General features: G+C 62.0%; 19 protein-coding genes and 2 pseudogenes. All 21 read right to left on the bottom strand.

From position 1 onward, the window contains the following. Positions 1–21: 21 nt before the first annotated feature. Positions 22–756, bottom strand: coding sequence for an amino acid ABC transporter ATP-binding protein (locus PspCFBP13528_RS08030; RefSeq protein ID WP_065950112.1), 735 nt, complete (start codon positions 754–756; stop codon positions 22–24). Continuing rightward, positions 749–1708 carry an amino acid ABC transporter permease gene (locus PspCFBP13528_RS08025; RefSeq protein WP_065950111.1) on the bottom strand — a complete coding sequence of 320 codons (960 nt, stop codon included), beginning with the start codon at positions 1706–1708 and terminating at the stop codon, positions 749–751. Before PspCFBP13528_RS08025 ends, PspCFBP13528_RS08030 begins: the two co-directional genes overlap by 8 nt. A 123-nt stretch (positions 1709–1831) precedes the next feature. Then, positions 1832–2629 carry a transporter substrate-binding domain-containing protein gene (locus PspCFBP13528_RS08020; protein ID WP_137199951.1) on the bottom strand — a complete coding sequence of 266 codons (798 nt, stop codon included), beginning with the start codon at positions 2627–2629 and terminating at the stop codon, positions 1832–1834. A 218-nt stretch (positions 2630–2847) separates the two neighbouring features. Beyond that, positions 2848–3648 carry a transporter substrate-binding domain-containing protein gene (locus PspCFBP13528_RS08015; protein ID WP_065950110.1) on the bottom strand — a complete coding sequence of 267 codons (801 nt, stop codon included), beginning with the start codon at positions 3646–3648 and terminating at the stop codon, positions 2848–2850. Between the two features lie 184 nt (positions 3649–3832). Continuing rightward, positions 3833–6405: pseudogene (mdoH, locus tag PspCFBP13528_RS08010) on the bottom strand (glucans biosynthesis glucosyltransferase MdoH); the annotation flags it as partial. Next, entirely contained in the window at positions 6398–8149 is a 1752-nt protein-coding gene (locus tag PspCFBP13528_RS08005; protein ID WP_065950185.1) for a glucan biosynthesis protein G, read from the bottom strand. The gene PspCFBP13528_RS08005 and the pseudogene mdoH, both read right to left, overlap by 8 nt. Before the next feature lie 267 nt (positions 8150–8416). Then, positions 8417–8854, bottom strand: coding sequence for a D-aminoacyl-tRNA deacylase (dtd, locus tag PspCFBP13528_RS08000; protein ID WP_065950108.1), 438 nt, complete (start codon positions 8852–8854; stop codon positions 8417–8419). Next, positions 8851–9822: a prolyl aminopeptidase gene (gene pip / locus PspCFBP13528_RS07995; RefSeq protein WP_137199950.1), complete on the bottom strand. Its 972-nt coding sequence runs from the start codon at positions 9820–9822 to the stop codon at positions 8851–8853. The genes dtd and pip overlap by 4 nt, the downstream gene beginning before the upstream one ends. Before the next feature lie 103 nt (positions 9823–9925). Next, positions 9926–10855 carry an alpha/beta hydrolase gene (locus tag PspCFBP13528_RS07990; protein WP_065950106.1) on the bottom strand — a complete coding sequence of 310 codons (930 nt, stop codon included), beginning with the start codon at positions 10853–10855 and terminating at the stop codon, positions 9926–9928. A 146-nt stretch (positions 10856–11001) separates the two neighbouring features. After that, complete coding sequence (locus tag PspCFBP13528_RS07985; RefSeq protein ID WP_101221102.1) at positions 11002–11949, bottom strand: choline ABC transporter substrate-binding protein; 948 nt, start codon at positions 11947–11949, stop codon at positions 11002–11004. 231 nt (positions 11950–12180) lie between these two features. Next, entirely contained in the window at positions 12181–12981 is an 801-nt protein-coding gene (hutG, locus tag PspCFBP13528_RS07980; RefSeq protein WP_137199949.1) for an N-formylglutamate deformylase, read from the bottom strand. 27 nt (positions 12982–13008) lie between these two features. Then, positions 13009–14214, bottom strand: a complete 1206-nt coding sequence (gene hutI / locus PspCFBP13528_RS07975; protein ID WP_137199948.1) for an imidazolonepropionase — start codon at positions 14212–14214, stop codon at positions 13009–13011. A gap of 15 nt (positions 14215–14229) precedes the next feature. After that, the gene (locus PspCFBP13528_RS07970; RefSeq protein ID WP_065950102.1) at positions 14230–15639 is read right to left on the bottom strand and encodes an amino acid permease; all 1410 of its coding nucleotides are present in this window, start codon (positions 15637–15639) and stop codon (positions 14230–14232) included. A gap of 45 nt (positions 15640–15684) precedes the next feature. Continuing rightward, positions 15685–15771, bottom strand: a pseudogene (locus PspCFBP13528_RS27770) (outer membrane lipoprotein carrier protein LolA); the annotation flags it as partial. 29 nt (positions 15772–15800) lie between these two features. Then, positions 15801–17333 carry a histidine ammonia-lyase gene (hutH, locus tag PspCFBP13528_RS07965; protein ID WP_137199947.1) on the bottom strand — a complete coding sequence of 511 codons (1533 nt, stop codon included), beginning with the start codon at positions 17331–17333 and terminating at the stop codon, positions 15801–15803. Between the two features lie 44 nt (positions 17334–17377). After that, a complete protein-coding gene (gene hutH, locus PspCFBP13528_RS07960; protein WP_137199946.1) occupies positions 17378–18886 on the bottom strand; it encodes a histidine ammonia-lyase in 1509 nt (502 codons plus the stop codon). 143 nt (positions 18887–19029) lie between these two features. After that, complete coding sequence (locus tag PspCFBP13528_RS07955) at positions 19030–19854, bottom strand: glycine betaine/L-proline ABC transporter ATP-binding protein (protein WP_057724461.1); 825 nt, start codon at positions 19852–19854, stop codon at positions 19030–19032. Continuing rightward, positions 19851–20702 (bottom strand): proline/glycine betaine ABC transporter permease, encoded by an 852-nt coding sequence (locus PspCFBP13528_RS07950; protein ID WP_065885736.1) that lies wholly within the window; start codon positions 20700–20702, stop codon positions 19851–19853. The genes PspCFBP13528_RS07955 and PspCFBP13528_RS07950 overlap by 4 nt, the downstream gene beginning before the upstream one ends. Positions 20703–20773: 71 nt before the next feature. Beyond that, positions 20774–21739, bottom strand: coding sequence for an ABC transporter substrate-binding protein (locus PspCFBP13528_RS07945; protein WP_065885737.1), 966 nt, complete (start codon positions 21737–21739; stop codon positions 20774–20776). Positions 21740–21807: 68 nt separating this feature from the next. Then, positions 21808–23253 carry a cytosine permease gene (locus PspCFBP13528_RS07940; RefSeq protein ID WP_065950099.1) on the bottom strand — a complete coding sequence of 482 codons (1446 nt, stop codon included), beginning with the start codon at positions 23251–23253 and terminating at the stop codon, positions 21808–21810. A 155-nt stretch (positions 23254–23408) separates the two neighbouring features. Next, positions 23409–25079, bottom strand: a complete 1671-nt coding sequence (gene hutU / locus PspCFBP13528_RS07935; RefSeq protein ID WP_137199945.1) for a urocanate hydratase — start codon at positions 25077–25079, stop codon at positions 23409–23411. Positions 25080–25194: the final 115 nt, after the last annotated feature.

The following is a 25194-nucleotide window of genomic DNA, read 5'->3' as shown; positions in this document are numbered from 1 at the left end:
GGGGCTTGCCCCCTCCCACATTTATAAGACCTGGCGCAGGAAAGCCTGGGCCCGCGGGTCTTTGGGCGCATCGAAGAACTCGGCCGGCGCCGCGTCCTCGAGCAATTTGCCGTGATCGAAAAACAACACCCGATCCGCCACCTCGCGGGCAAAGCCCATCTCGTGGGTGACGCAGACCATGGTCATGCCTTCCAGGGCCAGGGTCTTCATGACGTCGAGCACTTCGCCGACCATTTCCGGGTCCAGCGCCGAGGTAGGTTCGTCAAACAGCATCACCTTGGGCTCCATTGCCAGGGCGCGGGCAATCGCTACACGCTGCTGCTGGCCTCCGGAGAGGCGCGACGGAAACTCATTGGCTTTCTGGGCGATACCGACCTTTTCCAGCAACGCCAGCGCCTTGGCCTCACGTTCTCGCTTGCCGCGCTTGCGCACGACCTTTTGCGCCAGGCACAGGTTTTCCAGCACGGTCATGTGGGGGAACAGGTTGAAATGCTGAAACACCATGCCGACTTCACGGCGGTAGGCATTCACATCGGTCTTCGGGTCGGCCAGTTGCAGGCCGTCGATGCTGACCGAACCTGAATCGAATTCCTCCAGCCCATTAAGACAGCGCAGAAAGGTGGACTTGCCGGAACCGGACGGGCCGATCACCACCAGCACTTCGCCCTTGGCGACCTGGGTGGTGACATGGTCCACGGCGCGCACGACATGGCCACGGGTATCGAAGACTTTTACCAGATCGCGGACTTCAATCACTTTGCGCGAGCCTCCGCTCAAGCCGGCTGGCCATCTTCGACAGCGGCAGGTTGATCAGCAGGTACAGGCCTGCCACACAGAACAGAATTTCAAAGGGCGAAAACGAGGTGGTGATCACTTCGCGCCCGCTCTTGAGCAGCTCGGTGATCGCGATCACCGAGACCAGCGAGGTGTCTTTCACCAGGCTGATGAATTGACCGGCCAGCGGCGGCAGGACGCGCTTGAACGCCTGCGGCAGCACCACATGCCGCATCGACTGGCTGGCGCTCAAGCCCAGGGAGCGCGCGGCCTCGTTCTGGCCACGGGTGATCGATTGCACACCGGCACGCACGATTTCCGCCACGTAGGCACCGGTGAACAGCGACAGTGCCGCGATCCCGGCAAACTCGCGGGACAGGTTGAGCACCGTGCCGATAAAGAAATAGAAAATGAAGATCTGTACCAGCAGCGGCGTACCGCGCACCAGCTCGACGTAGATCGTCGACAGGTCGCGCAAGGTCGGGTTGCTGGACAGCCGGCACAAACCGGTGGCCAGGCCAATCGCCAGGCCCAGGATGCCGGACACCACCGACAACCACAGCGTGGTCCACAGGCCCCACATCAGCGGGCCCAGTGCCCAATGACGGTTGACACCGATGACGTCACCTTCAGCCACATCATCGCCGCGCGCCACTTGCAGGCTGTTGTCGGCGACCGTCACCTTTTGCTCGGCACCGGCATCAGTGCGCAGCGTTACCTCGGCCACATCGCCTTTGCGTACCAGCTCAATGACGGTGGAAATATCGGCTGCACGCTGCGCTTCTTCGGCCTGATAGGCGAAGTACTGCGGCACGCGGTTCCAGCGCCATTCGTAGGACATCAACGAGGTGGCGTAGTACAAGGCGCCGGCCAGGCCGACCAGCACGACCACGGTCAGCAGGTGCCAGGGCCATTGGGCTTTTTTCTGTTTCATTTCACTGTCCGCATAGGTGTTGCCTGGTAGGCCGCCATCGGGGGCAAGCCCCCTCCCACAGGCAAGCGCATTCCAAATGTGGGAGGGGGCTTGCCCCCGATACAGGCAACTCGGTCTTAAGCCTTATTCCATGTCCTTGAGCCACTCGGAGCTCTTGAACCACTTGTCATGGATGCGATCGTAGGTGCCGTCGTTCCTGATCTGGTGCAGGAAGTTATTGATGAAGTTGACGCTGTCGTAGTCGCCTTTCTTCAAGCCGAACGCCAGGGGCTCAAAGGTGAAGGGTTCTTCCAGGAATACCAGCTTGTCATTGCCGACTTTCTTCTCGGCCACCACGTTGTAAGGCGCGTCGTAGACAAAGGCGTCGGCCTTGCCGTTGACCACGTCCAGCACGCCTTCCTGCTCGTTGTCGTAGCCGTGGTACTTGGCTTTGGCGATCAGCTTTTTGGCAACCATCTCACCGGTGGTGCCCAGCTTGGAGGTCAGGCGGTATTTTTCGTCGTTCAGGTCTTTGTAGGACTTGATGGTGCCTTCCAGCTCCTTGCGAATCAGCAGGGTCTGGCCGACCACGATGAAGGGTTCGCTGAAGTTCAGGCGCAGGTTGCGCTCCTGGGTCAGGGTCATGCCGCTGCCGATCATGTCGAACTTGCCGGTCAGGAAGGCCGGGATGATACCGTCGTAGCCGGTGGACACCAGCTCCAGCTTGACGCCCATGGACTTGGCCATGGCCTTGAGGATGTCGACTTCGAAACCGATGATTTCACCGCGTTTGTCGGTCATTTCGAACGGCATGTAGGTCGGGTCCATGCCGACTTTCAGCGTGCCGCGCTTGACCGCATCATCGATGGCGCCAGCCTGTGCCGCAGTCGCCGCCACCAGTGCGGTGACGCCGAGCATCAGCATCGAAAGATACTTTTTCATCATCAAGACCCCTGAACGTTTTTTGTAAGGTCGGCGCAGTATGGGCTGCGCCATTTCGGGGTGCGATCCTAACCCACTCGTTGCCCGTCACAAAGGCTTCACGGCTAAATGTTATCGGCCTCTGCAACAGAACCCTTTCGGCACCGCGCCTGACCAAAGGCCTAGACATGCCAGCGTATGGGCTCATTGATGAGTTGATGTGTAAGTAGTTATGACGATCACTCAATTTCCGCGATCCAGGCAGTGTCCCTGAACCACTTGTCATGCAGTTGATCGTAAGTGCCGTCCTGGGCCACTTGGTTGAGGAAATGATTGATCCAGTTGACGCTGTCGTAGTCACCCTTCTTCAGGCCGAACGCCAGGGGCTCAAAGGTGAAGGGTTGCTCCAGCGTCAGTAGTGCGCTGTTCTCGGGCCGGGCCATCGCGATCAGGTTGTAGGGCGCATCGTAAATAAACGCGTCGGCCTTGCCTTCCACCACTTGGCGCACGCCCTCCTCCGGCGTGGTGAAACGCTTGAGCCGGGCCGCCCCCAGGAAACGCTGCGCCGCTGCCTCGCCGGTGGTGCCTTCGGTGACTGCGATCAGATAGCCTGACTCGTCCAGGTCTTCGATACTCGATGCTTTGCCGGCCAGGCGCGGATGCAGCAGGACCGACTGGCCCACCACGATAAAAGAGTCACTGAAGTTGAGGTACAGGTTGCGCTCCTGGGTGACCGTCATGCCGCTGCCGATCAGGTCGAACTTCTGCGCCATCAGCCCCGACAGCAACTCCGTGTAGGGCACCGCGACCAGTTCGAGTTCAACCCCCAGCGCGCGGCTCATCGCCTGGAGCAGGTCGATCTCGAAGCCGACGATGCGTCCCTGCTTGTCCGTCATTTCGAACGGTACGTAGGTCGGCGTAGTGCCTACTTTCAGCACGCCACGGCGCACAGCGTCGTCAATCGCCCCGGCAGAGAGCAAGCCGGTGTAAATCAATGCGACAACACCCATCAACAGTGCCGAACAATACCTTTTGAACATGTGTGCCCCCGTGGCGCGTCAAATTTGGGGGGCGATGCTACCCCAGCCACAGGCACGGCAATACGCCTCGCACGAAGGTCTTTTGTTTCGAAATAACAAGGAGTTAGCGAGGAAAGGAAGAGGCGCTAAACGCTGTAGGACCAGCGCTTGAAACACCCCCGAGGTGGGCCCTCGGGGGCGTCTGAATCAGGCCGGTTGAGCCTGGGACGACAGCGGTTGCAGCGGCAGCAATGGCGCGTGCGGATCAGCCTTGATCGACGCACGCCAAGCGTCCAGCCACTCGGCATGGCCTTCGCTCCACACCTGTTCATGCAAGCGAGCCAGTGCCACCGGGTCGCTGAGCAGGGCCAGGCGTTCGCTGTTGTTGAGGCCGGCCGGGCCGACTTTCAACGCGTGGCGAACACGCTCCACGCGCAGGTACTCGATCGGCTCCGCCTCGCGGTGGCGCGAGGTCGCCAGGGCACAGGCCAGGGCGTTCTGCTGCGGGTCGACCACCGAACGCACAAAGCCGTCATTGAGCGCGTGCCAACGGTTTTCATGGGTGTACTTCTCGGTCGACAGCAGTGCCTGCGGCGGATTGTATTCCTCGGGGATCAGGAACAGGCTCTCATCGCGGGACTTGAGGCCCAGCTTGACCCGGCTGGAGATCACCGACACCGGGATCGACAGCATCAGCGAACCGACGATCGGGATCAGCCACCACAAGAAGCTCGGGTTCAGCCACACCACCAGCAACGCCCACAAAAAGCCCAGCAAGGTCTGCGGACCGTGACGCTTGACCGCTTCGCTCCAGGGCGTTGAGTCGTCGTCGCGCTGCGGCGAGTTCCAGGTCGCGGCCCAGCCGAGGAACGCGGCCAGTACGAAGCGGGTGTGGAAGATCATGCGCACCGGCGCCAGCAGCATGGAGAACAGCATCTCCAGCAGCATCGACAAGGTCACCTTGAACTTGCCGCCGAACTCTTTCGCGCCCTTGGCCCAGATCAGGATGATGCTCAGCAGTTTAGGCAGGAACAGCAGCACGATCGTGGTGGAGAACAGTGCCACCGCCTTGTCCGGATGCCATTGCGGCCACAGCGGGTACAACTGGCGTGGCGCCATGAAGTACTGCGGCTCCATCAGGGTGTTCACCGCCAGCAACGCCGTGGACAGCACCAGGAAGAAGAACCACAACGGCGCCGACAGGTAGGACATCACGCCGGTCAGGAACACCGCACGGTGCACCGGGTGCATGCCCTTGACCAGGAACAGGCGGAAGTTCATCAGGTTACCGTGGCACCAGCGACGGTCACGCTTGAGTTCGTCCAGCAGGTTCGGCGGCAGCTCTTCGTAGCTGCCCGGCAGGTCGTAGGCAATCCACACGCCCCAGCCGGCGCGGCGCATCAGCGCTGCTTCAACGAAGTCGTGAGAGAGGATCGCACCGGCAAACGCGCCTTTACCCGGCAACGGCGCCAGGGCGCAGTGCTCGATAAACGGCTTCATGCGGATGATTGCGTTGTGGCCCCAGTAATGGGATTCACCCAACTGCCAGAAGTGCAGGCCGGCGGTAAACAGCGGACCATAGACGCGGGTGGCGAACTGCTGCATGCGCGCATACAGGGTGTCCATGCCCGACGCACGCGGCGCGGTCTGGATAATCCCGGCGTCCGGCGTGGCTTCCATCAGGCGTACCAGGCTGGTCAGGCATTCGCCGCTCATCACGCTGTCGGCGTCGAGCACCACCATGTACTTGTAGTCACCGCCCCAGCGACGGCAGAAGTCGTCGAGGTTGCCGCTCTTGCGCTTGACGCGACGACGACGGCGGCGATAGAAAATCTTGCCGAAACCACCGGCTTCGCGGCACACGTCGAGCCAGGCTTGCTGTTCGGCAATGCAGATATCCGCTTCATTACTGTCGCTGAGCACGAAGAAGTCGAAACGGTCCAGGTCGCCAGTCGCGGCCACCGATTCGAACGTGGCGCGCAAACCGGCGAATACCCGCGGCACGTCTTCGTTACAGATCGGCATCACCAGCGCGGTACGCGCATCCTTGGGAATCGGCTCATCGCCGGCACTTTTACCGGAGATACGGTATTTGTCGTGACCGGTCAGCAGCTCGAGGAAGCCCATCAGCGCGGTCCAGAAACCGGCCGACACCCAGCAGAACAGAATCCCGAACATGATCAGGATGCTGGTCTGCAGTGCGTAAGGCAGTACCTGGGTAGCGGTTTGCAGCAGGGTCTGGTTGCGGATCTCGTCGAAGTCGACCAGCGACCAGCCCTGGTACGGCATGATGCCTTTCATGTACCAGCCGGCCACGATGGTCTGGCCCAGCATCAGCACCAACAGGATATAGCGGCGGATCGAACCCACGGTACGCCAGCGCGCGGCGGGCAGTACCCGTTCGTCCTTCGGCGGCTTCGGCGGGTTGGTGCGCCCGGTCATCCGGCGCCAGCCGCGTACCAGGATGTTGGTGCGCCAAGGCTCGGGCACCACTTTGGTCCGACGGATCGGCGGCGTGGCCTTCAGGCAGACGCGGCCGCTGGCGTCGAGCGCCAGCATCTCCGCGTCCTGCAGCTCTTCGGCCGTGCTGAGCGTCAGCCGGCGGCCCACCGACGCCTGGGCAGCGTCGGTGGGTGCGTCGAAGGTGGCGGACGACAGGCGTTCGTGCAGCTCGCTGAAAGAGCTGCAGCCCGCCAGCTCGGCGCGCTGCTCAGCCGTCATGGGGAGATGCGCCAGGTACTCGCTCAGAGTTTCCGGCTTGACTTGTGAATTACTCATCGGCAGGCAACTGGTAGCTCCAGGTTTCGGTCAGGACTTGCTCGGTCTTGGCCGGCTCGGGCGTGACAGGGGCCGGTGCAGCTTCTGGCTGCTTGGCGTCCTTGTCCTTCGCCTCTTTGGCGTCTTTCTTGGCCTGTTTTTCGTGTTGCTTGGCCAGGACCTTGTCGGCCTTGAGCACGTGGGTCGAGACCTGTTCAGGCTCGGCCTGTGCAATTTCCTGCACCAGCGCCGCACGCATTTCAGTCGGCTTGCTGGCGTCCTTGATCTTCATGCGCAGGGTCAGGCGCCAGCCTTTGGTGTGCTCGTTGTAGCGCACGCTGTTTTCAACCAGTTCGGCGTTGTCGCCAACGCTCACCTGGCTGCGCACCGGTGCGTCCGGCAGCAGTTTCTTCAGGGCCGGGCCCTCGAAGTCCACCAGGTAAGCCACGCTGCCGTCCGGCTGACGGATCAGGTTGGATTGCTTCACGTCACCGGTGGAACGCAGGGTCTGCTTGACCCAGGCGCTGTCCGGCGAATGGAAGGCGGCATCGTCCAGCGTCCAGTGCAGGCGGTAGGACACGTCCAGCGGCTTGCCGACTTCCGGCAGTTCGGCCGGGCTCCAGAAAGCAACGATGTTGTCGTTGGTTTCGTCAGCGGTCGGAATCTCTACCAGGTCGACGCTGCCTTTGCCCCAGTCGCCCTCAGGTTCGATCCAGGCGCTTGGGCGCTTGTCGTAGTTGTCGTCCAGGTCTTCGTAGTGGCTGAAGTTGCGACCGCGTTGCAGCAGGCCGAACCCACGCGGGTTTTCCACGCTGAAGTTGCTGACCGACAGGTGTTTAGGGTTGTTCAACGGGCGCCAGATCCACTCGCCGTTGCCGGCATGGATCGACAGGCCGCTGGAATCGTGCAGCTCACGACGGTAGTTGAGGACCTTGGACGGCTGGTTGGCGCCGAACAGGAACATCGAGGTCAGCGGGGCCACGCCCAGCTTGCTCACTTTGTCGCGCAGGTACATCTGGGACTTGACGTCGACCACGGTGTCGGTGCCCGGACGCAGGATCAGGCGGTAGGCACCCGTCGCACGCGGCGAATCCAGCAGGGCGAAGATCACCAGGTGCTTGTCGCCCGGCTTCGGACGCTCGATCCAGAACTCGGTGAAACGCGGAAATTCTTCACCGGACGGCAACGCCGTGTCGATCGCCATGCCACGGGCAGACAGGCCATACACCTGGTCCTTGCCAACGACGCGGAAATAGCTGGCGCCGAGCATGGTCATGATTTCGTCTTGCTTGTCGGCCTTGTTGATCGGGAACAGCACCCGGAAGCCGGCATAACCCAGCTGTTCGGTGGCTTTCGGATCAAACTTTACGTCGCCAAAATCGAAACGATTCGGGTCGTACTTGATTTCCTGGACGCTGTCGGCGGTGACTTCATTGATTTTCACCGGCGTATCGAAGTGCATACCCTGGTGATAGAAGGACAGCTTGAACGGGGTGTTCTGATCGGCCCACTCGGCTTTTTCATTGCGGAAACGAATCTTCTGGTAATCAGCGAATTTCATTTCGCGGAATTCGTTCGGCAGATTGCTGCGCGGAGCTTCGTATTTCTGCCCAGCCAGCTCTTTTGCCTTGGCCGATACATCGTCCAGACTGAATGCCCACAGTTGACCCGCGCCGAACAGGCAAAACAGGGCAGAGCCCGTCACCAGTGCGTTTCGTAACCGTTTGGCAGACAATTTTGGTGCATTACAGGGACTAACAATCACGAGCAACCCTCGCCGAAAACAGATCAAAAAACCAACGGCCAGCTATCTATATGCCAGGTTGGCGAGCATTGTTCCGACTCCGCAGGGGCAAAATGATTCCCCACTGGTTTGTCGGACAAGTCTCTACCTAAGTCAAAAATGGACCAAACAACGCTGATCCCCGTAGCGCGCGATTATCTAGCAGCCCGCGAGACAACGCATCAGGGACAACGAAGTATTTGTAGCGAAACCCTGCGTTTTTAGGCATTAAAGTCGTTTTTCATGCATTCAGGTCTGTAACAGAAAGGTCACAGGGCCATCATTGACCAAATGCACCTGCATATCTGCGCCAAAACGCCCTGATGCCACCTTGCCATGCAATTGTTGCGCTTGTAACAACACGTGATCAAAAAGCGTCGCTCCGAGGGCCGGCGGGGCCGCCGTGGAGAAGCTCGGCCGCAGCCCGCTTTTGGTGTCCGCCGCCAGGGTGAACTGCGACACCAGCAGCAAACCGCCGTCGATGTCTTTCAACGACAGGTTCATCTTGCCCTCATCGTCGCTGAACACCCGATAGTTAAGCAGCTTATGCAGCAGTTTGTCGGCGCTTTCAGGCGTATCTGAAGGTTCGACGGCCACCAGCACCAGCAAACCCTGATCAATTGCCCCGACTATTTCGCCAGCCACCTCGACACGGGCGCCGCGCACCCGTTGCAACAAGCCCTTCATGCTTCCTCAGGCGGCAAATCAAGCAGGCGTCGTGCCATTTCGCCGGTTGCGCGGACCAGCGCATCGGTAATGCCAGGCTCGGACGCGGCATGCCCCGCCTCGCGGATCACCTGCAGCTCACTGTTCGGCCAGGCCTGATGCAGCTCCCAGGCGTTATCCAACGGGCAAATCATGTCGTAGCGGCCGTGGATGATGACCCCGGGCAAATGGGCGATCTTGTGCATATCGCGAATCAGCTGGTCAGGCTCCATGAACGAGTTATTGGTGAAGTAATGGCATTCGATGCGGGCGATGGACAAGGCACGCTGCGGCTCGGAGAAGCGCTCGACATGCTGCGGGCTTGGGCACAGGCCCAGCATGCGCCCTTCCCAGCCGGACCAGGCCTTGGCCGCATGCATCTGGGCGATCTGGTCGTTGCCGGTCAGACGCTTGTGATACGCCGCGATCATGTCGTGACGCTCTTCCACCGGGATCGGTGCCAGGTAGTCCTGCCAGTAATCCGGGAACAGCCGGCTCGCGCCCTCCTGGTAGAACCAGCGGATGTCCTGAGGGCGCGCCAGGAAAATGCCGCGCACGATCAAGCCATGCACACGCTCGGGGTGGGTTTGCGCGTAAGCCAGGGACAGCGTCGACCCCCAGGAGCCACCGAACAGCACCCATTTGTCGATACCCAGGTGCTCGCGGATGCGCTCAAGGTCGGCGACCAGGTCCCAGGTGGTGTTGTTTTCAAGGCTGGCGCGGGGAGTGGAGCGTCCGCAACCGCGCTGGTCGAAGGTGACGATGCGGTACAGGTTCGGATCGAAGTAGCAACGGCTCTGCGCGTCGCAACCGGAGCCGGGGCCGCCATGGATGAACACCACAGGCAGGCCCTCGGGGGAGCCGCTTTCATCGACGTACAGGGTGTGAACATCATCGACTGCCAGATCGTGCCGGGCATAGGGTTTGATCTGCGGGTACCAAGTCTGCATTGCGCGCTCCGTGGGGTGTCGGGTTCATCCCTGGGGGGACGTCTATTATTCTGCCGTCAGGCATCATAAACCCGAATTGTGCAATGAGCATGTCCTTGAACGCTTAGACCTGTGTCAGCAGCTCGCCATCCAGGTAATCCAGCAGATAACGGTACAGGTGGTCGACTTCTTCCACTTGGCCGCGTGCACGCAGGCAGCCATGGACCAGCCCCTTGCCGGGGTACAGAACGGTGTCCACGCCCGCCGCTTGCAGACGCTCGGCGTAAAGCCTGCCATCGTCGCGCAGCGGGTCGAACTGGGCCACGGCGATCAGGGCCTTGGGTAATCCACTGAACACCTCGGCCAGCAGAGGCATGGCGTATGGTGAGGGTTTGCCCGTGCCACACAGGTACAACGCCAGGTAGTCATCGGTGTCGGCACTGCTGAGCAAGGGTGCATCCATGCAGTCACGGCGCGAAGGCAAGTCGGCGGGGCCACCCAGGCCTGGATAAACCAGCACTTGGGCGCGGGGCATTGGTTGTCGGTCGTCTCGTAGCCCCAGGCACAACGCCGCCGCCAGGTTACCGCCGGCGCTGTCGCCCATCACCACCAGCCTTTTCAGATTGATGACATGCGGCCCCTCGCCGGCCTGGATCGCCTTCCATACCGCCCGGCAGTCCTCGTAGGCCGCCGGAAACGGATGCTCTGGGGCCAGCCGGTAGTCGATGGCGATCACCAGCACGTGGAGCTTTTCAGCCAATTCACAGCAGATGAAGTCATGGGAGTCCAAGCCACCGACGACCCAACCGCCACCGTGCATATAAAGCAGACATGGCCAGCCGCCGGTTGGCGTGGGGTTGCTCGATTGATAGCTGCGCACCCACACCCCACCAAGATTGAAGTCCGACAGCTGCTGCCCGCGCGGGCGGGGCGGCGTGAAGGCCTGGCACATGCGCTCATAAGCCTGGCGCAGACTGGCCAAGGAAGAGTCGTCGCTGGTGAACGACTCGGTTTTCTCGACGAAGGCCGCCAGCTGCGGAGAAATCGGGTACATGCGCTGCCTCTCTCACAGTGAAGATCAAGTGTGGGAGGGGGCTTGCTCCCCGATAGCGGGATAACGCTATATCAGCCAGCACCTGTGTCGACTGGCCCGACGTCATCGGGGGCAAGCCCCCTCCCACATTTTGATTTTCATTTGACTTAGGGTTTCAGGTACGCCTGGACGGCCGCTACTCCATCGCGGCCATCGAACGCCGTGACTCCAGCCAGCCAACGCTGCAGATCCTCGGGATGGTCGCGCAGCCATTTCCTGGCGACGTCCTGCGGCGACTGACGCGCCATGATCGGCACCATCAACTGGCTTTCCTGAGCGGCGGTGAAGCTCAGATTGGTGAGCAACCGGTTGGCATTCGGGCAACGCTCGGCAAAATCCGGAGCGGTCACGGTAGACACCGTGGCGCGACCTTCATCAGGGCCGAACACATCTTCACTGCCGGTGAGGTAGGCCATGTTCATGTTGATGTTCATCGGGTGAGGCGTCCACCCCACAAACACCACGAACTCCTTGCGATTCACCGCCCGCTGCACGGCGGCGAGCATGCCCGCCTCGCCAGAGGCCACCAGCTTGAAGCCGCCCAGGCCAAAGCGATTGGTGTCGATCATCTTCTGGATATCGGTATTGGCGCCGCTGCCGGGCTCGATGCCATAGATCTTGCCACCCAGCTTGTCCTTGAAACGGGCGATATCGGCAAACGTCGTCAACCCGGCATCGGCCACATACTGCGGCACCGCCAAGGTAGCCTGGGCATCGGCCAGGCTCGGTGTGCCGAACACCTTGACCTGCTTGGCCGCCAGGAACGGCGAAATATTGTTGTCCATCGCCGGTTTCCAGTAGCCGAGGAAGATATCCAGGCGCTTGTCGCGGATACCGGCAAAGATGATCTGCTGCACGGCGCTGGTCTGTTTGCTGTCGTAGCCCAGGCCGCTGAGCAACACGTCGGCCATGCCGGAGGTGGCGACCACGTCGGTCCAGCTGACCACGCCCATGCGCACGGTTTTGCAGGAGGCCGGTTCAGCGGCCGTGGCATAGCTGCTCACATAGCCACTGAGCAAGGCGGCACCGCAGAGGATCAACGAAAGTCGTTTCATGAAAGAGGTCTCACGCGGCAGCTTATTGTGGGGAGTGGCGTCTGGTGCGCCCTACTCACCACCTTACCCAGCCGGCCCCCGATCAAAGCGACCTGTGGCGACCGGCAATTGCACTGAGACGACTGTCAGCGCGTCATCGGGGTAGAGACGCTCCCACATTTGGAAGGCTGAACGCGGTCAACCATGTGCGAGCGGGCTTGCTCGCGAAAGCTATTGCAGAAGCCCCAAAGATTACGGGTAGTGCTTCCGCCCCCAAGCCACGAACTCTTCCAGCAACTGCCTCAACACCACCCGCGTCGGCGCGGCCAAGTCCTCGCGATAGCGAAACGGCTCGAACTCCTCCATATACGTGCTCTGGCACAACTCCAACTGCACCGCATGGATATCCTGCGCCGGGTCGCCGTAATGCCGGGTAATGTGGCCGCCCTTGAAGCGCCCGTTCAGCACATGGGTGTATTGGGGATGCTGGGCGCAGATGGCTTCCAGCTGGCCGGCCAATTCTGGATCGCATGCAGCGCCATTGAAGGTGCCGAGGTTGAAGTCCGGCAATTTGCCGTCGAACAGGTGCGGGATCACCGAGCGGATCGAATGCGCGTCGAACAGCAACGCGTAGCCGAATTCGGCCTTGAGGCGCGCCAGTTCTTCCTGCAGCGTGCGGTGATACGGGCCCCAGATTTTTTGCAGATAAGTGGCGCGCTCGGCCTCGGACGGTGTCTGCCCTTCGCGGAACAACGGCACGCCATCGAACAGCGTCTCCGGGTACAGGCCGGTGGTGGCGCCCGCATAGAGCGGCGTGTTATCGGATGGCCGGTTCAGGTCGATGACGAACCGCGAGTACTCGGCCGACAACGTGCTGGCGCCCAATGCTTCGGCAAAGTCATACAGCAAGGGGATATGCCAATCGGTGTCGGGCAGGCTTTGCGCCTCGGGGATCAACCCGGCTTCGACCGCAGGCGTCAGAAGCAGGCCGGCGTGGGGCATGCTGATCAGCAGCGGTACGCGGCCTTGTTTGAATGTCAGAACCTTCTCCACAACAATGCTCCCTATTCACAAAGGCAGTTAAACAGTGACATCGACGCCATGGCGTACGACGCGTTTATCCAGCTCGCCGCCCAGCCAATAGGCCAGGTCGGCGGGGCGATCGATCTGCCAGGCGACAAAATCGGCGACCTTGCCCACTTCCAGCGAACCATGGGTGTCGCCCATGCCCAGCGCGGTGGCCGCGTGTTGCGTGGCGCCGGCCAGGGCTTCTTCCGGGGTCATGCGGAAGAGGGTGCAGGCCATGTTCAGCATCAGGCGCACCGACAGGGCCGGCGAGGTGCCGGGGTTGAGGTCGCTGGCGATGGCAATCTTCACACCGTGCTTGCGCAGGGCGTCCATCGGCGGCAATTGGGTTTCGCGCAAGAAGTAGAAAGCGCCTGGCAGCAACACGGCAACGGTGCCGGCAGCGGCCATGGCGATGGCATCTTCCTCGGTCATGAACTCCAGGTGGTCCGCCGACAACGCCTGATAACGCGCGGCCAGGCTGGAACCGTGCAGCGACGAGAGTTGCTCGGCGTGCAGCTTCACCGGCAAGCCCAGTTGCCGGGCAACTCTAAACACGCGCTCGACCTGCTCGGTGGAGAACGCCAGGTATTCACAGAACGCATCCACCGCATCCACCAGCCCTTCCGCCGCCAGGGCCGGCAGCATTTCATTGCAGATGTGCTCGATGTAGTCATCGGCGCGGTCCTTGTACTCCGGCGGCAGCGCATGAGCCGCCAGGCAGGTGGCGCGCACACTCACCGGCAGCGCTTCACCCAGGCGCCGCGCCACGCGCAGCATCTTGCGTTCGTTGGCCAGGTCCAGGCCGTAGCCGGACTTGATCTCTACCGTGGTCACGCCGTCGCGCAAAAGACTGCGCAGGCGCTTTTCGGCACTGGCAAACAATTCATCCTCCGTCGCGGCACGCGTGGCCCGCACGGTGCTGGCAATACCACCGCCCTGGGCCGCGATGTCGGCGTAGCTGACGCCTTCAAGGCGCTGCTCGAATTCGCCGCTGCGGTTGCCGCCGAACACGGTGTGGGTGTGGCAGTCGATCAGTCCAGGCGTGACCCACGCGCCTTGCAGGTCATGCACCTGGGCGTAATCGGCTGTCGGCGCTTGGCTGCGCGGGCCGATCCACTCGATGAGCGAACCCGCAGTCACCATGGCAGCATCCTCGATGATCGAGTATTTGCCCTGGGCCATGGTTGCGACGTGACAGTGTTGCCAAAGGGTTTTCATCAACGCCTCCCTAAGTTATCGATGAGACAAGGCCGGTTCGTAATGAACCTTGGCCGCTTGCCCGGCAGCGGGCTTGACCCACAGCAGGTAGGCAACGATCAGCAGCACGATCCATACCGCACCGACCATCAAGGCCGCCTGGGTGTCGGGGAAGTAACCGAGCACGCCAAACACAAACAGCATGAACACAATGGCCGCTGCCGGCGCATAGGGCCAGAACGGCACCGGGAATTTCAGTTCGGCGACCTGCTCCTTGCTCATCGAGCGGCGCATGGCGACCTGGGTGAACAGGATCATCAGCCACACCCACACAGTGGCGAAGGTGGCAATCGAGGCGATCAGCAGGAACACGTTTTCCGGGATCAGGTAGTTGAGCACCACGCCGCCAAGCAGCGCAGCCCCCATCACCAGCACAGTCATCCACGGCACGCCATGCCTGGACAATTGCGCGAACCCTTTGGGCGCCTGCCCTTGCTGGGCCAGGCCGTACATCATGCGGCCGGCGCCGAAGATGTCACTGTTGATGGCCGATACCGCCGCCGAGATCACCACGATATTGAGGATGGTCGCCGCCGAGCCGATCCCCAGGTTACTGAAAATCTGCACAAACGGGCTGCCCTGGCTGCCAATCTGCGGCCATGGGTAGATCGCCATCAGCACCAACAGGGTCAGCACGTAGAACAGCAGGATGCGCAGCGGTACGGCGTTGATTGCCTTGGGGATCACGCGCTGCGGGTCTTTGGCTTCCCCGGCGGTGATGCCGATGATTTCGATACCGCCGAAGGCAAACATCACCACGGCGAAGGACGCGATCAAGCCGCCGATGCCGTTGGGCATGAAACCGCCATGCGCCCACAAATTGCTCAGGCCGGCAGCCTGGGTTTCACCGGCCGAATGAATACCGAACAGCATGATGCCGAAGCCGCCGAGGATCATCGCCACGATGGCGCCGACTTTAAGCAGCGACAGCCAGAACTCCATTTCGCCAAACACTTTGACGTTGCACAGGTTCAGGCCACCGATCAGAAACACGATGCCCAGCACCCAGACCCAACGGGCGACCTCGGGAAACCAGAAGCCCATGTAGATACCGAAGGCGGTGACGTCGGCCAGGCAGACGATGATCATTTCAAAGGCGTAGGTCCAGCCGAGGATAAACCCGGCCATGGGCCCCAGGTAGGTGCTGGCGTAGTGGCCGAAGGAGCCGGATACGGGGTTGTGCACGGCCATTTCGCCGAGGGCGCGCATCACCATGAAGACTGCGGCGCCGCCGATCAGGTAGGCCAGCAGCACGGCGGGGCCGGCCATCTGGATGGCGGAGGCGGAGCCGTAGAACAGCCCGGTACCGATCGCGGAACCGAGTGCCATGAAGCGAATATGTCGGGCGTTGAGCCCGCGTTTCAAACCTTTTTCTGGCTGGTGCATTTCTCTTCCCTAGTTATTTTTATCCCGAGAAAAAACGACCTCTCCCGTAGGAGCGAGCTTGCTCGCGAAAAACCTGAGAACGCCCAGGGGTGTCAGGTTTCTCGCGTCATCGTTGGTGATTTTCGCGAGCAAGCTTGCTCCTACAGTGGGGCGGCGGTGGGTTACAGGCTTGGCAGCAACCTGGCCGGCACCAGCTCGTTCAGGCAGCGGCTGGCGAGCAGTTCGCTGGCGGCGATGATGTCCGGGGCGAAGAAGCGGTCCTTGTCGTAGAACGCCACTTTGTCGCGCAGCAGGCCACGGGCTTTTTCAAGCGCTGGCGAGGTTTTCAAGCCGTCGCGCAGGTCCAGGCCCTGGCAGGCGGCGAGCCACTCCACAGCAAGAATGCCACGAGTGTTCTCGGCCATTTCCCACAGGCGCTTGCCCGCAGCCGGGGCCATGGACACGTGGTCTTCCTGGTTGGCCGACGTCGGCAGGCTGTCGACGCTATGGGGATGGGCCAGTGCCTTGTTCTCGCTGGCAAGCGCCGCAGCGGTGACCTGGGCGATCATGAAGCCGGAGTTGACCCCGCCGTTACCCACCAGGAACGGCGGCAGTTGCGACATGTGCTTGTCCATCATCAACGAGATACGGCGCTCACTGAGCGAGCCGATTTCGGCAATCGCCAACGCCATGTTGTCGGCCGCCATGGCCACCGGCTCGGCGTGGAAGTTACCGCCGGAAATCACATCGCCTTCAGCGGCAAACACCAGCGGGTTGTCCGATACGGCATTGGCCTCGACCACCAGCACCTCGGCGGCCTGGCGGAACTGGGTCAGGCAGGCGCCCATCACTTGCGGCTGGCAGCGCAGGGAGTAAGGGTCTTGCACCTTGTCGCAGTTCTGGTGCGACTGGGACACCTGGCTGCTTTCTCCGAGCAGATCGCGATAGGCCGCAGCGGCATCGATCTGCCCACGCTGGCCGCGTGCGGCATGAATCCGCGCGTCGAACGGCGAGCGCGAGCCGAGCACCGCTTCCACGGTAAGGCCACCGCACGCGAGGGCGCCGGCGAACAGGTCTTCGCCTTCAAACAGGCCGCGCAAGGCATAGGCGGTGGACACCTGGGTGCCGTTGAGCAGGGCCAGGCCTTCTTTGGCGGCGAGGGTCAGCGGCGTGAGGCCGGCGACTTTCAGCGCGTCGCTCGCCTCCAGCCATTCGCCCTTGTAGCGCGCCTTGCCTTCGCCGAGCAGCACCAGGGACATATGGGCCAACGGCGCCAGGTCACCGGATGCACCGACCGACCCTTTAAGCGGAATGTGCGGGTACACCTCGGCGTTGATCAGCGCGATCAGCGCGTCGATCACCTGCCGACGAATCCCGGAGAACCCACGGCTCAAGCTGTTGACCTTGAGCACCATGACCAGCCTGACCAGCGCATCGCTGATGGGCTCACCCACCCCGGCGGCATGGGACAGCACCAGCGAACGCTGGAGGTTTTCCAGGTCTTCACTGGCGATGCGGGTCGAGGCCAGCAGGCCGAAACCGGTGTTGATGCCATACGCGGTGCGGTTCTCGGCGAGAATCTGCTCCACGCAGGCAACACTGGCTTCGATCTGCGCCGTGGCGCTGTCATCCAGGCTGAGGGTTACCGGCTGCTGGTAGATGGCCCGCAGTTGGGCAAGGCTCAGGTGGCCTGGAATCAGGGTTAGCGCAGTCACATTCGTTCTCCTTGTGAATTGTTCTACTTCTTTTGAGTAAGTGCTCAGTGCAAATTCGGTAGTGCAGTGTCTTTGAGCAGCGTGGCAGCCGCAGCAATATCCGGCGCCAGCCAGCGGTCCTGCTCATACGCGGGGACCACTTCGCGCAGCAAACGCCAGGCGCGGTCGGTGCCGACGCCGAAGCGCTGGCCCTTGAGGAACTCGAACGCCTGGGCCGCCAGCAGGTATTCGATGGCGAGAATCTGGGTAACGTTGAGCAACACCTGATGCAGCTTGAGCGCGGCATTGGTGCCCATGCTCAAGTGGTCTTCCTGCAGGCCCGACGTGACGAAATTATCGAGCACCGCCGGTTGCGCCAACTGACGGTTCTGCCCACACAAGGACGCGGCGACGTACTGCACGATCATCATTCCGGAGTTGACCCCGGGGTTGCTCACCAGGAACGCCGGCAGGCCGCTGACGTGCGGGTTGATCAGGCGGTCCAGGCGGCGTTCGGCCACTGAGCCGATCTCGGCCATGGCGATGGCCAGCATGTCGGCCGCCAGCGCTACGGACTGGCCGTGGGGGTTGGCCTGGGACACCACGCGGTAATTGTCCGGCGTGCCGAGCACCAGCGGGTTATCCGTGGCGCTGTTGAGTTCGGTCTCGATCTGACGGGTGGCGTGCGCCACCTGGTCGCGCGCCGCGCCATGGATCTGCGGGATCGAGCGGATGCTCAGGGCGTCCTGGGTACGGATGCCTTTGCTGCCAGCGATCACCTCGCTGCCGTCGAGCAACGCACGCAGATTGTTGCCCACTTGCTGCATACCGGGGTGCGGCTTGAGGGCAATGATCTCTGCGTCGAACGCATCGATCTGGCCACGCTGGGCTTCGAAGCTCATGGCGCCGATCACGTCGGCCCATTGCAGCAAGTGGTGCGCATCGGCCAGGGCCAGGCAGCTCAGGCCGGTCATGCACGGCGTACCGTTGACCAGGCACAGGCCATCCTTGGCGCCGAGTACCACCGGCTGCAAACCTTCAGCGGCCAAGGCTTCTTGCGCGGTCACAACCTGGCCGCGATAGCTGACGTTGCCGACACCGAGCAGCGCCACGCCGACATGGGCCATGTGGGTCAGGTAGCCCACCGAGCCCTGGGACGGTACCTGTGGCGTGATGCCGTGATTGAGCAGTGCCAGCAGCGCCTGCACCACTTGCCGATGCAGGCCGGATTTGCCGTGGCTGTAGTTGATGATGGCGGCGCAGATGATCGCGCGCGTCTGCTCGTCGCTCAATACCGGGCCGACGCCGCAGGCGTGGCTGAGCAAGGTATTGCGCGACAACTGGCTCAGTTGCGCGCCCTCAAGCGACACGTTGCACAGCGCGCCCAGGCCGGTGTTCACGCCATACGCGCGTTCGCCGCTGGCGACGATGCACTGCACGACGGCCTGGGCATTGTCGATGCGCGCCCAGGCGTGGCTCGAGAGCTCGAGCACTGCGCCGTGGCGGGCGACGGCGGCGACGTCCTGCCAGCGCAGTGGGGTGTCGGCGATGATGATTGTTGTTGCCTGGGGCATCTTTGTACCTTCTTCAATTCTTTTGCAGCCTTACCGGCCCTATCGGGGGCAAGCCCCCTCCCACATTTTGATCTGTGAATACTTTCAAGTGTGGGAGGGGGCTTGCCCCCGATGAGGCCAGCAGCCTCAGCACCAAACCCGGATCAGACCACCGCCGCCCGCCGCTGAACAAACCGGTCCACATACTCATCCGCCGGCGAGTGCAAAATCTCCCGCGGCGTGCCGACCTGAATCAACTTGCCGTCCTTGAGGATCGCAATGCGGTTACCGATACGCACGGCCTCGTCGAGGTCATGGGTAATAAACACGATGGTCTTGTGCAGGGTCTTTTGCAGCTCGAGCAACTGGTCCTGCATCTCGGCGCGGATCAGCGGGTCGAGGGCGCTGAAGGCTTCGTCCATCAGGATGATGTCGGTGTCGGCGGCCAAGGCGCGGGCCAGGCCCACACGTTGACGCATGCCGCCGGAGAGCTGGTGCGGGTATTTGTTTTCATAGCCTTTGAGGCCCACGGTTTCGATCCAGTGCAGGGCGCGTTCGGCGCAGACCTGCTTGGTCTCGCCACGCACTTTCAGGCCATAGGCGACGTTGTCGAGCACGCTCTTGTGGGGCAACAGGCCGAAGCTCTGGAACACCATGCTGATCTTGTGGCGACGGAATTGACGCAGGGCTTCCATGTCCAGCTGCAGGATGTCTTCGCCATCCACCAGGATCGCGCCGCTGGTGGGGTCGATCAGGCGGTTGAAGTGACGCACCAGCGTGGATTTGCCGGAGCCCGACAGCCCCATGATCACGAAGATTTCACCGGTAGCGATGCTCAGGGACAGATCGTTCACGCCGACCACGCAGCCGGTCTCGGCCAATACCTGGTCCTTGGTCTTGCCCTGGCCGATCAGCGCCAGCGCTTCCCTGGAGCGGTTGCCGAAGATCTTGAAGACGTTTTTGACTTCGATTTTGCTGACGCTAGTCATTTGCTCGCCTCATGCCGTGGACGACCATAGGCCTGGGTAATGCGGTCGATGACCACTGCAAGAATCACGATCGCCAGACCGGCTTCCAGGCCTCGCCCGACGTTGAGGGTCTGGATGCCGACGAGTACGTCCTCACCCAAGCCACGGGCGCCGATCATCGAGGCGATCACCACCATCGACAACGCCATCATGGTGGTCTGGTTGATACCCGCCATGATGCTCGGCAGCGCCAACGGCAGTTGCACGCCGAACAGTTGCTGCCAGCGGTTGGCGCCGAAAGCGTTGATGGCTTCCATGACTTCGCCGTCGACCTGGCGAATGCCCAAGTCGGTCAGGCGGATCAGCGGCGGCGCGGCGTAAATGACCGTGGCGAAAATCGCCGGCACCTTGCCCAGGCCAAACAACATCAGCACCGGGATCAGGTACACGAAGCTGGGCATGGTTTGCATGATGTCGAGCAACGGCATCAGCACCGAGCGCAAGCGATTGCTGCGCGCGGAAAGGATGCCCAGGGGAATGCCGATCAGCACCGAGATCACCGTGGCGACCATCATCAGCGCCAGGGTCTGCATCAGTTTGTCCCACAGGCCGACCGCGCCGACGAGGAACAACAAACCGACGATCACGGCCGTGGTCACCACCTTGCGGGTGGCATGCCAGGCGATGACGCCGACGATGGCCAGCATCAGCCACCAGGGCGCCGCGCGCAGCAGCCCTTCCAGATTGACGATGGCCCACAGCAGGGTGTCGGAGATGTGCCGGAACACATCGCCGTAGTTGGTGACCAGCGAGTCCACCCAACCGTTGACCCAGTCGGCGATGGAAAACGTAAAACTCTCGGGAAACATAGCGTGCTCTCGATCCAGTGGGTTGAGGCCAGGCGTCCGGCTGCCTCTCAGGGTAGCCGGACACGCTTTACCTACAAGGCCGCGTCGATTTTCCTGGCGGCGTCTTCGCTCACCCAGGCGTGCCAGACTTCAGGATGTTCCTTGAGGAAAATTTTCGCCAGCTTCGGCGACTCGATCCGTTCCTTGGCCATGCGGCCCAGGTTCTGGTTCAGCAGGTCGATGGGCAGGTTGACCTTTTCCAGCACGGCCACCAGTTCCGGCGCTTGCTCGTGGAAGGTCTTGGACAGGCCGACCTTGATGCTCACGCTTTTATCCACACCGGGCTTTTCTTCCAGCTTGACCAGGTCCACCTGGCCCATCAGCGGCGTCGGCGACCAGTAGTAGAACAGGATCGGCTCGCCGCGCTTGTAGCTCGACAGTACCGCCGCATCCAGCGCCGGGCCGGTGCCTGGGCGGAAGTTGGTGTAGGTGCTTTCCAGGCCGTAGCTCTTGAGCATTTCGCTGTTGTCCAGCTCACAGGTCCAGCCGGCCGGGCAGTTGTAGAAGCGCCCCTTGGACGGTTCTTCCTGGTCCTTGAACACGGCGGCGTATTTGGCCAGGTCAGCGATATTCTTCAGGTCCGGGGCCTTCGCTTCCAGCTTGCGCTTGGCGTCGCCTTCGATCACATAACGCGGCACGTACCAGCCTTCAACCGCGCCAACCACCGGCGCGCCGACGCCGACGACCTTGCCGGCCTTCTCGGCCTTGTTCCAGACTTCGCTGCGGCCCACCCACTCCTCGGCAAACACCTGGATGTCGTTACTGCTCAGGGCGTTTTCCATGGTGATGGAGTTGCCCGGCAGGCTGTCGGTTTTGCAGTCGTAGCCTTTCTCCAGCACGGTTTGCAGGATGTCGGTGAGCAACATGCCGCTTTCCCAGTTCAGCCCGGCGAATTTCACCGGCTTGCCGGATTCGCACCAGCCGGCCGCCTGGGCACCGGCGCTTGCCAGCAAGCCCGCAGACAGCAACGTGGTCAGCAGGGTCTTATGCATTTTCATTATGTGACGCTCCCAATCATGAAATGGATTACGGCAGTCAAAAGGCATCCTGCCTTGTCCACGTCCCGTCAGGCCTGCGCAGCCAGCCCGTCTGTTGTGAGTAAAGCGCCCTGCTCTTTCGGCAGGATCAGATGATCGGGCACCGTGCCGTGCCATTTTTTCGCACACACGTAATACACGGCTGCAGGCAGCACCAGGCCGATGATCCAGGAAACATCCACGCCCCCCAGCGCAGCCACCAGGGGCCCCGTGTAGAACTTGGTTGAGATGAACGGCAACTGCACCAGCACGCCGAACACATAGACGCTGATCCCCAACAGGTTCCAGCGACCGTAGCGACCGTTCGGGTCGGCCAGTGCCGGCACGTCGTAGCGTTCGCGGGTGATGCAGTAGTAATCCACCAGGTTGATCGCGCTCCACGGCGTGAAGAACGCCAACAGGAACAGGATGAACGACTTGAACGCACCGAGGAACGAGTGCTGGCCGAGCAATGCGATCAGGGTTGCCGTACCGACGATGACGAGCACGAACACCAGGCGCTGCAGACGCGTGACCTCCAGGCGGCCACGGAAACCGCTGATGATGGTCGCAATGCACATGAAGCTGCCGTAGGAGTTGAGCGTGGAGATGGTGACCTTGCCGAACGCGATGCTGAAGTACAGCAACGCCGCGGTGGCCCCCGTACCGCTCAAGCCAACGATGTAGGCCACTTCATGCCCGGCGAATTGGCCGTTGGACATGGCGGCGGCAAACACACCGAGCACCATCGCCACCTGTGCACCCATCACCGAGCCCGCGCCCGCGGCGAAGAAGGTTTTCACCGATGACGTCTGGCTCGGCAGATAACGCGAATAGTCCGCCACGTAGGGGCCGAAGGCGATCTGCCAGGAAGCCGCGAGCGACACGGCCAGCAGAAAACTGCTCCAGCTGAAGTGACGGATCTGCAGGAGCGCGCCAACATCGGTCTGGCTCATCAGGCGGCTGAACAGGTAGACAAAGGCAATCACGCCGATGACGCTGGCGACACGCCCGATGAAATGGATCACCCGGTAACCGAGCACCGTGACCAGCACGATGACACTGGCGAAAATCAGGATGCCGACGCTGTCGCTGACCCCGAACAACTGGCCCAGCGCCTGCCCCGACAGCACGGTGCCGGTGGCGGTGAAACCCAGGTACATCAGGCACACCAGCACGATCGGGATGGCCGCGCCATACACGCCGAACTGCACCCGGCTGGAGATCATCTGCGGCAAACCAAGCTTGGGCCCTTGCGCCGCATGCAACGCCATGACGCCGCCGCCGATCAGTTGACCGACCAGCAGGCCGATCAACGACCAGAACACATCACCGCCCAGCACCACGGCCAGGGCCCCGGTGACAATCGCGGTGATTTGCAGGTTGGCGCCCATCCACAGGGTGAACTGGCTCAATAGACGACCATGTCTTTCCGCTTCCGGGATGTAGTCGATCGAACGCCTTTCGATCAACGGGGTGGTGTCGTTCGCAGCCATGTTGTTCAACCTCTGATGGATTGTCTTGGGTTTGCCGCCGATCCAATGTGGGAGGGGGCTTGCCCCCGATAGCAGTGGTTCAGTCACCTGACCTGCTGGCTGATACATTGCCATCGGGGGCAAGTCGAATCGTCGCACCGCCCCTCCCACATGGGTTACTTGATCATCGGCAGATTCAGGCCCTGTTCCTTGGCGCAATCGATAGCGATCTGGTAACCCGCATCCGCGTGACGCATCACCCCGGTCGCCGGGTCGTTATGCAGCACGCGCGCAATGCGTTCGGCCGCTTCGTCGGTACCGTCACACACGATCACCATGCCAGAGTGCTGCGAGAAGCCCATGCCGACGCCGCCGCCGTGATGCAACGAAACCCAGGTCGCGCCACTGGCGGTGTTGAGCAAGGCGTTGAGCAGCGGCCAGTCGGACACGGCGTCGGAACCGTCCTGCATGGATTCGGTTTCGCGGTTCGGGCTGGCGACCGAGCCGGAGTCGAGGTGGTCGCGGCCGATCACGACCGGTGCCGACAATTCGCCGCTGCGCACCATTTCGTTGAAGGCCAGGCCCAGCTTGGCGCGCTGGCCCAGGCCCACCCAGCAGATACGCGCCGGCAGGCCCTGGAAGCTGATGCGCTCGCGCGCCATGTCCAGCCAGTTGTGCAGGTGGGCGTCGTCGGGGATCAGCTCTTTGACTTTGGCGTCGGTCTTGTAGATGTCCTGCGGGTCACCGGACAGCGCCGCCCAGCGGAACGGGCCGATGCCACGGCAGAACAGCGGGCGGATGTAGGCCGGTACGAAACCCGGGAAGTCGAAGGCGTTTTCCACGCCCTCTTCCTGGGCCATCTGGCGGATGTTATTGCCGTAGTCGAACGTCGGGATGCCCTGCTTCTGGAACTCAAGCATGGCTTTGACGTGCACGGCCATCGACTGCTTGGCGGCCTTGATCACGGCAGCGGGCTCGGTCTTGCCGCGGGCGCGGTATTCGTCCCAGGTCCAGCCGGCCGGCAGGTAGCCGTTGAGCGGGTCGTGGGCGCTGGTCTGGTCGGTGACCATGTCCGGGCGCACGCCACGCTTGACCAGTTCCGGCAGGATTTCGGCGGCGTTGCCCAGCAGGGCGATGGAGATGGCTTTGCCTTCCTGGGTGTACTTGGCGATGCGCGCCAGGGCGTCGTCGAGGTCGGTGGCTTGCTCGTCGACATAGCGGCTGTTCAAGCGGAAATCGATGCTGACCTGCTGGCACTCGATGTTCAGCGAGCAGGCGCCGGCCAGGGTCGCGGCCAGCGGTTGTGCGCCACCCATGCCGCCCAGACCGGCGGTGAGCACCCAACGGCCCTTGAGATTCGAGTCGTAATGCTGGCGACCGGCTTCGACGAAGGTTTCGTAGGTGCCCTGGACGATGCCCTGGCTGCCGATATAGATCCAGCTGCCGGCGGTCATCTGGCCGTACATGGCCAGGCCCTTGGCATCCAGTTCGTTGAAGTGTTCCCAACTGGCCCAGTGCGGCACCAGGTTGGAGTTGGCGATCAACACGCGCGGGGCGTTGCTGTGGGTCTTGAACACGCCGACCGGCTTACCGGATTGCACCAGCAGGGTTTCGTCATCGTTCAGATGGGTGAGGCTCTCGACGATCTGGTCGTAGCACTCCCAGTTGCGCGCCGCGCGACCGATACCGCCGTATACCACCAGTTCCTTGGGGTTCTCGGCCACTTGCGGGTCGAGGTTGTTCATCAACATGCGCAGCGGCGCTTCGGTCAGCCAGCTTTTGGCGGTGAGCGTGTTACCGCGGGCGGCGCGGATTTCGACGTCACGGTATTTTGTAGGCTTGGTCACTGCTAGGACTCCTCGGCAATCGATGCGCGGACTTGAAGGGTGCGAAGGAGACTCTTACGCACACATCTTTACTTGTATGTACAAGCATATGCAATCGAGCGGCCAACTTTTCGGG

Source organism: Pseudomonas sp. CFBP13528, from assembly GCF_005233615.1.
GTDB lineage: Bacteria > Pseudomonadota > Gammaproteobacteria > Pseudomonadales > Pseudomonadaceae > Aquipseudomonas > Aquipseudomonas fluorescens_AM.
This window is presented reverse-complemented; position numbering and strand designations above follow the sequence as displayed.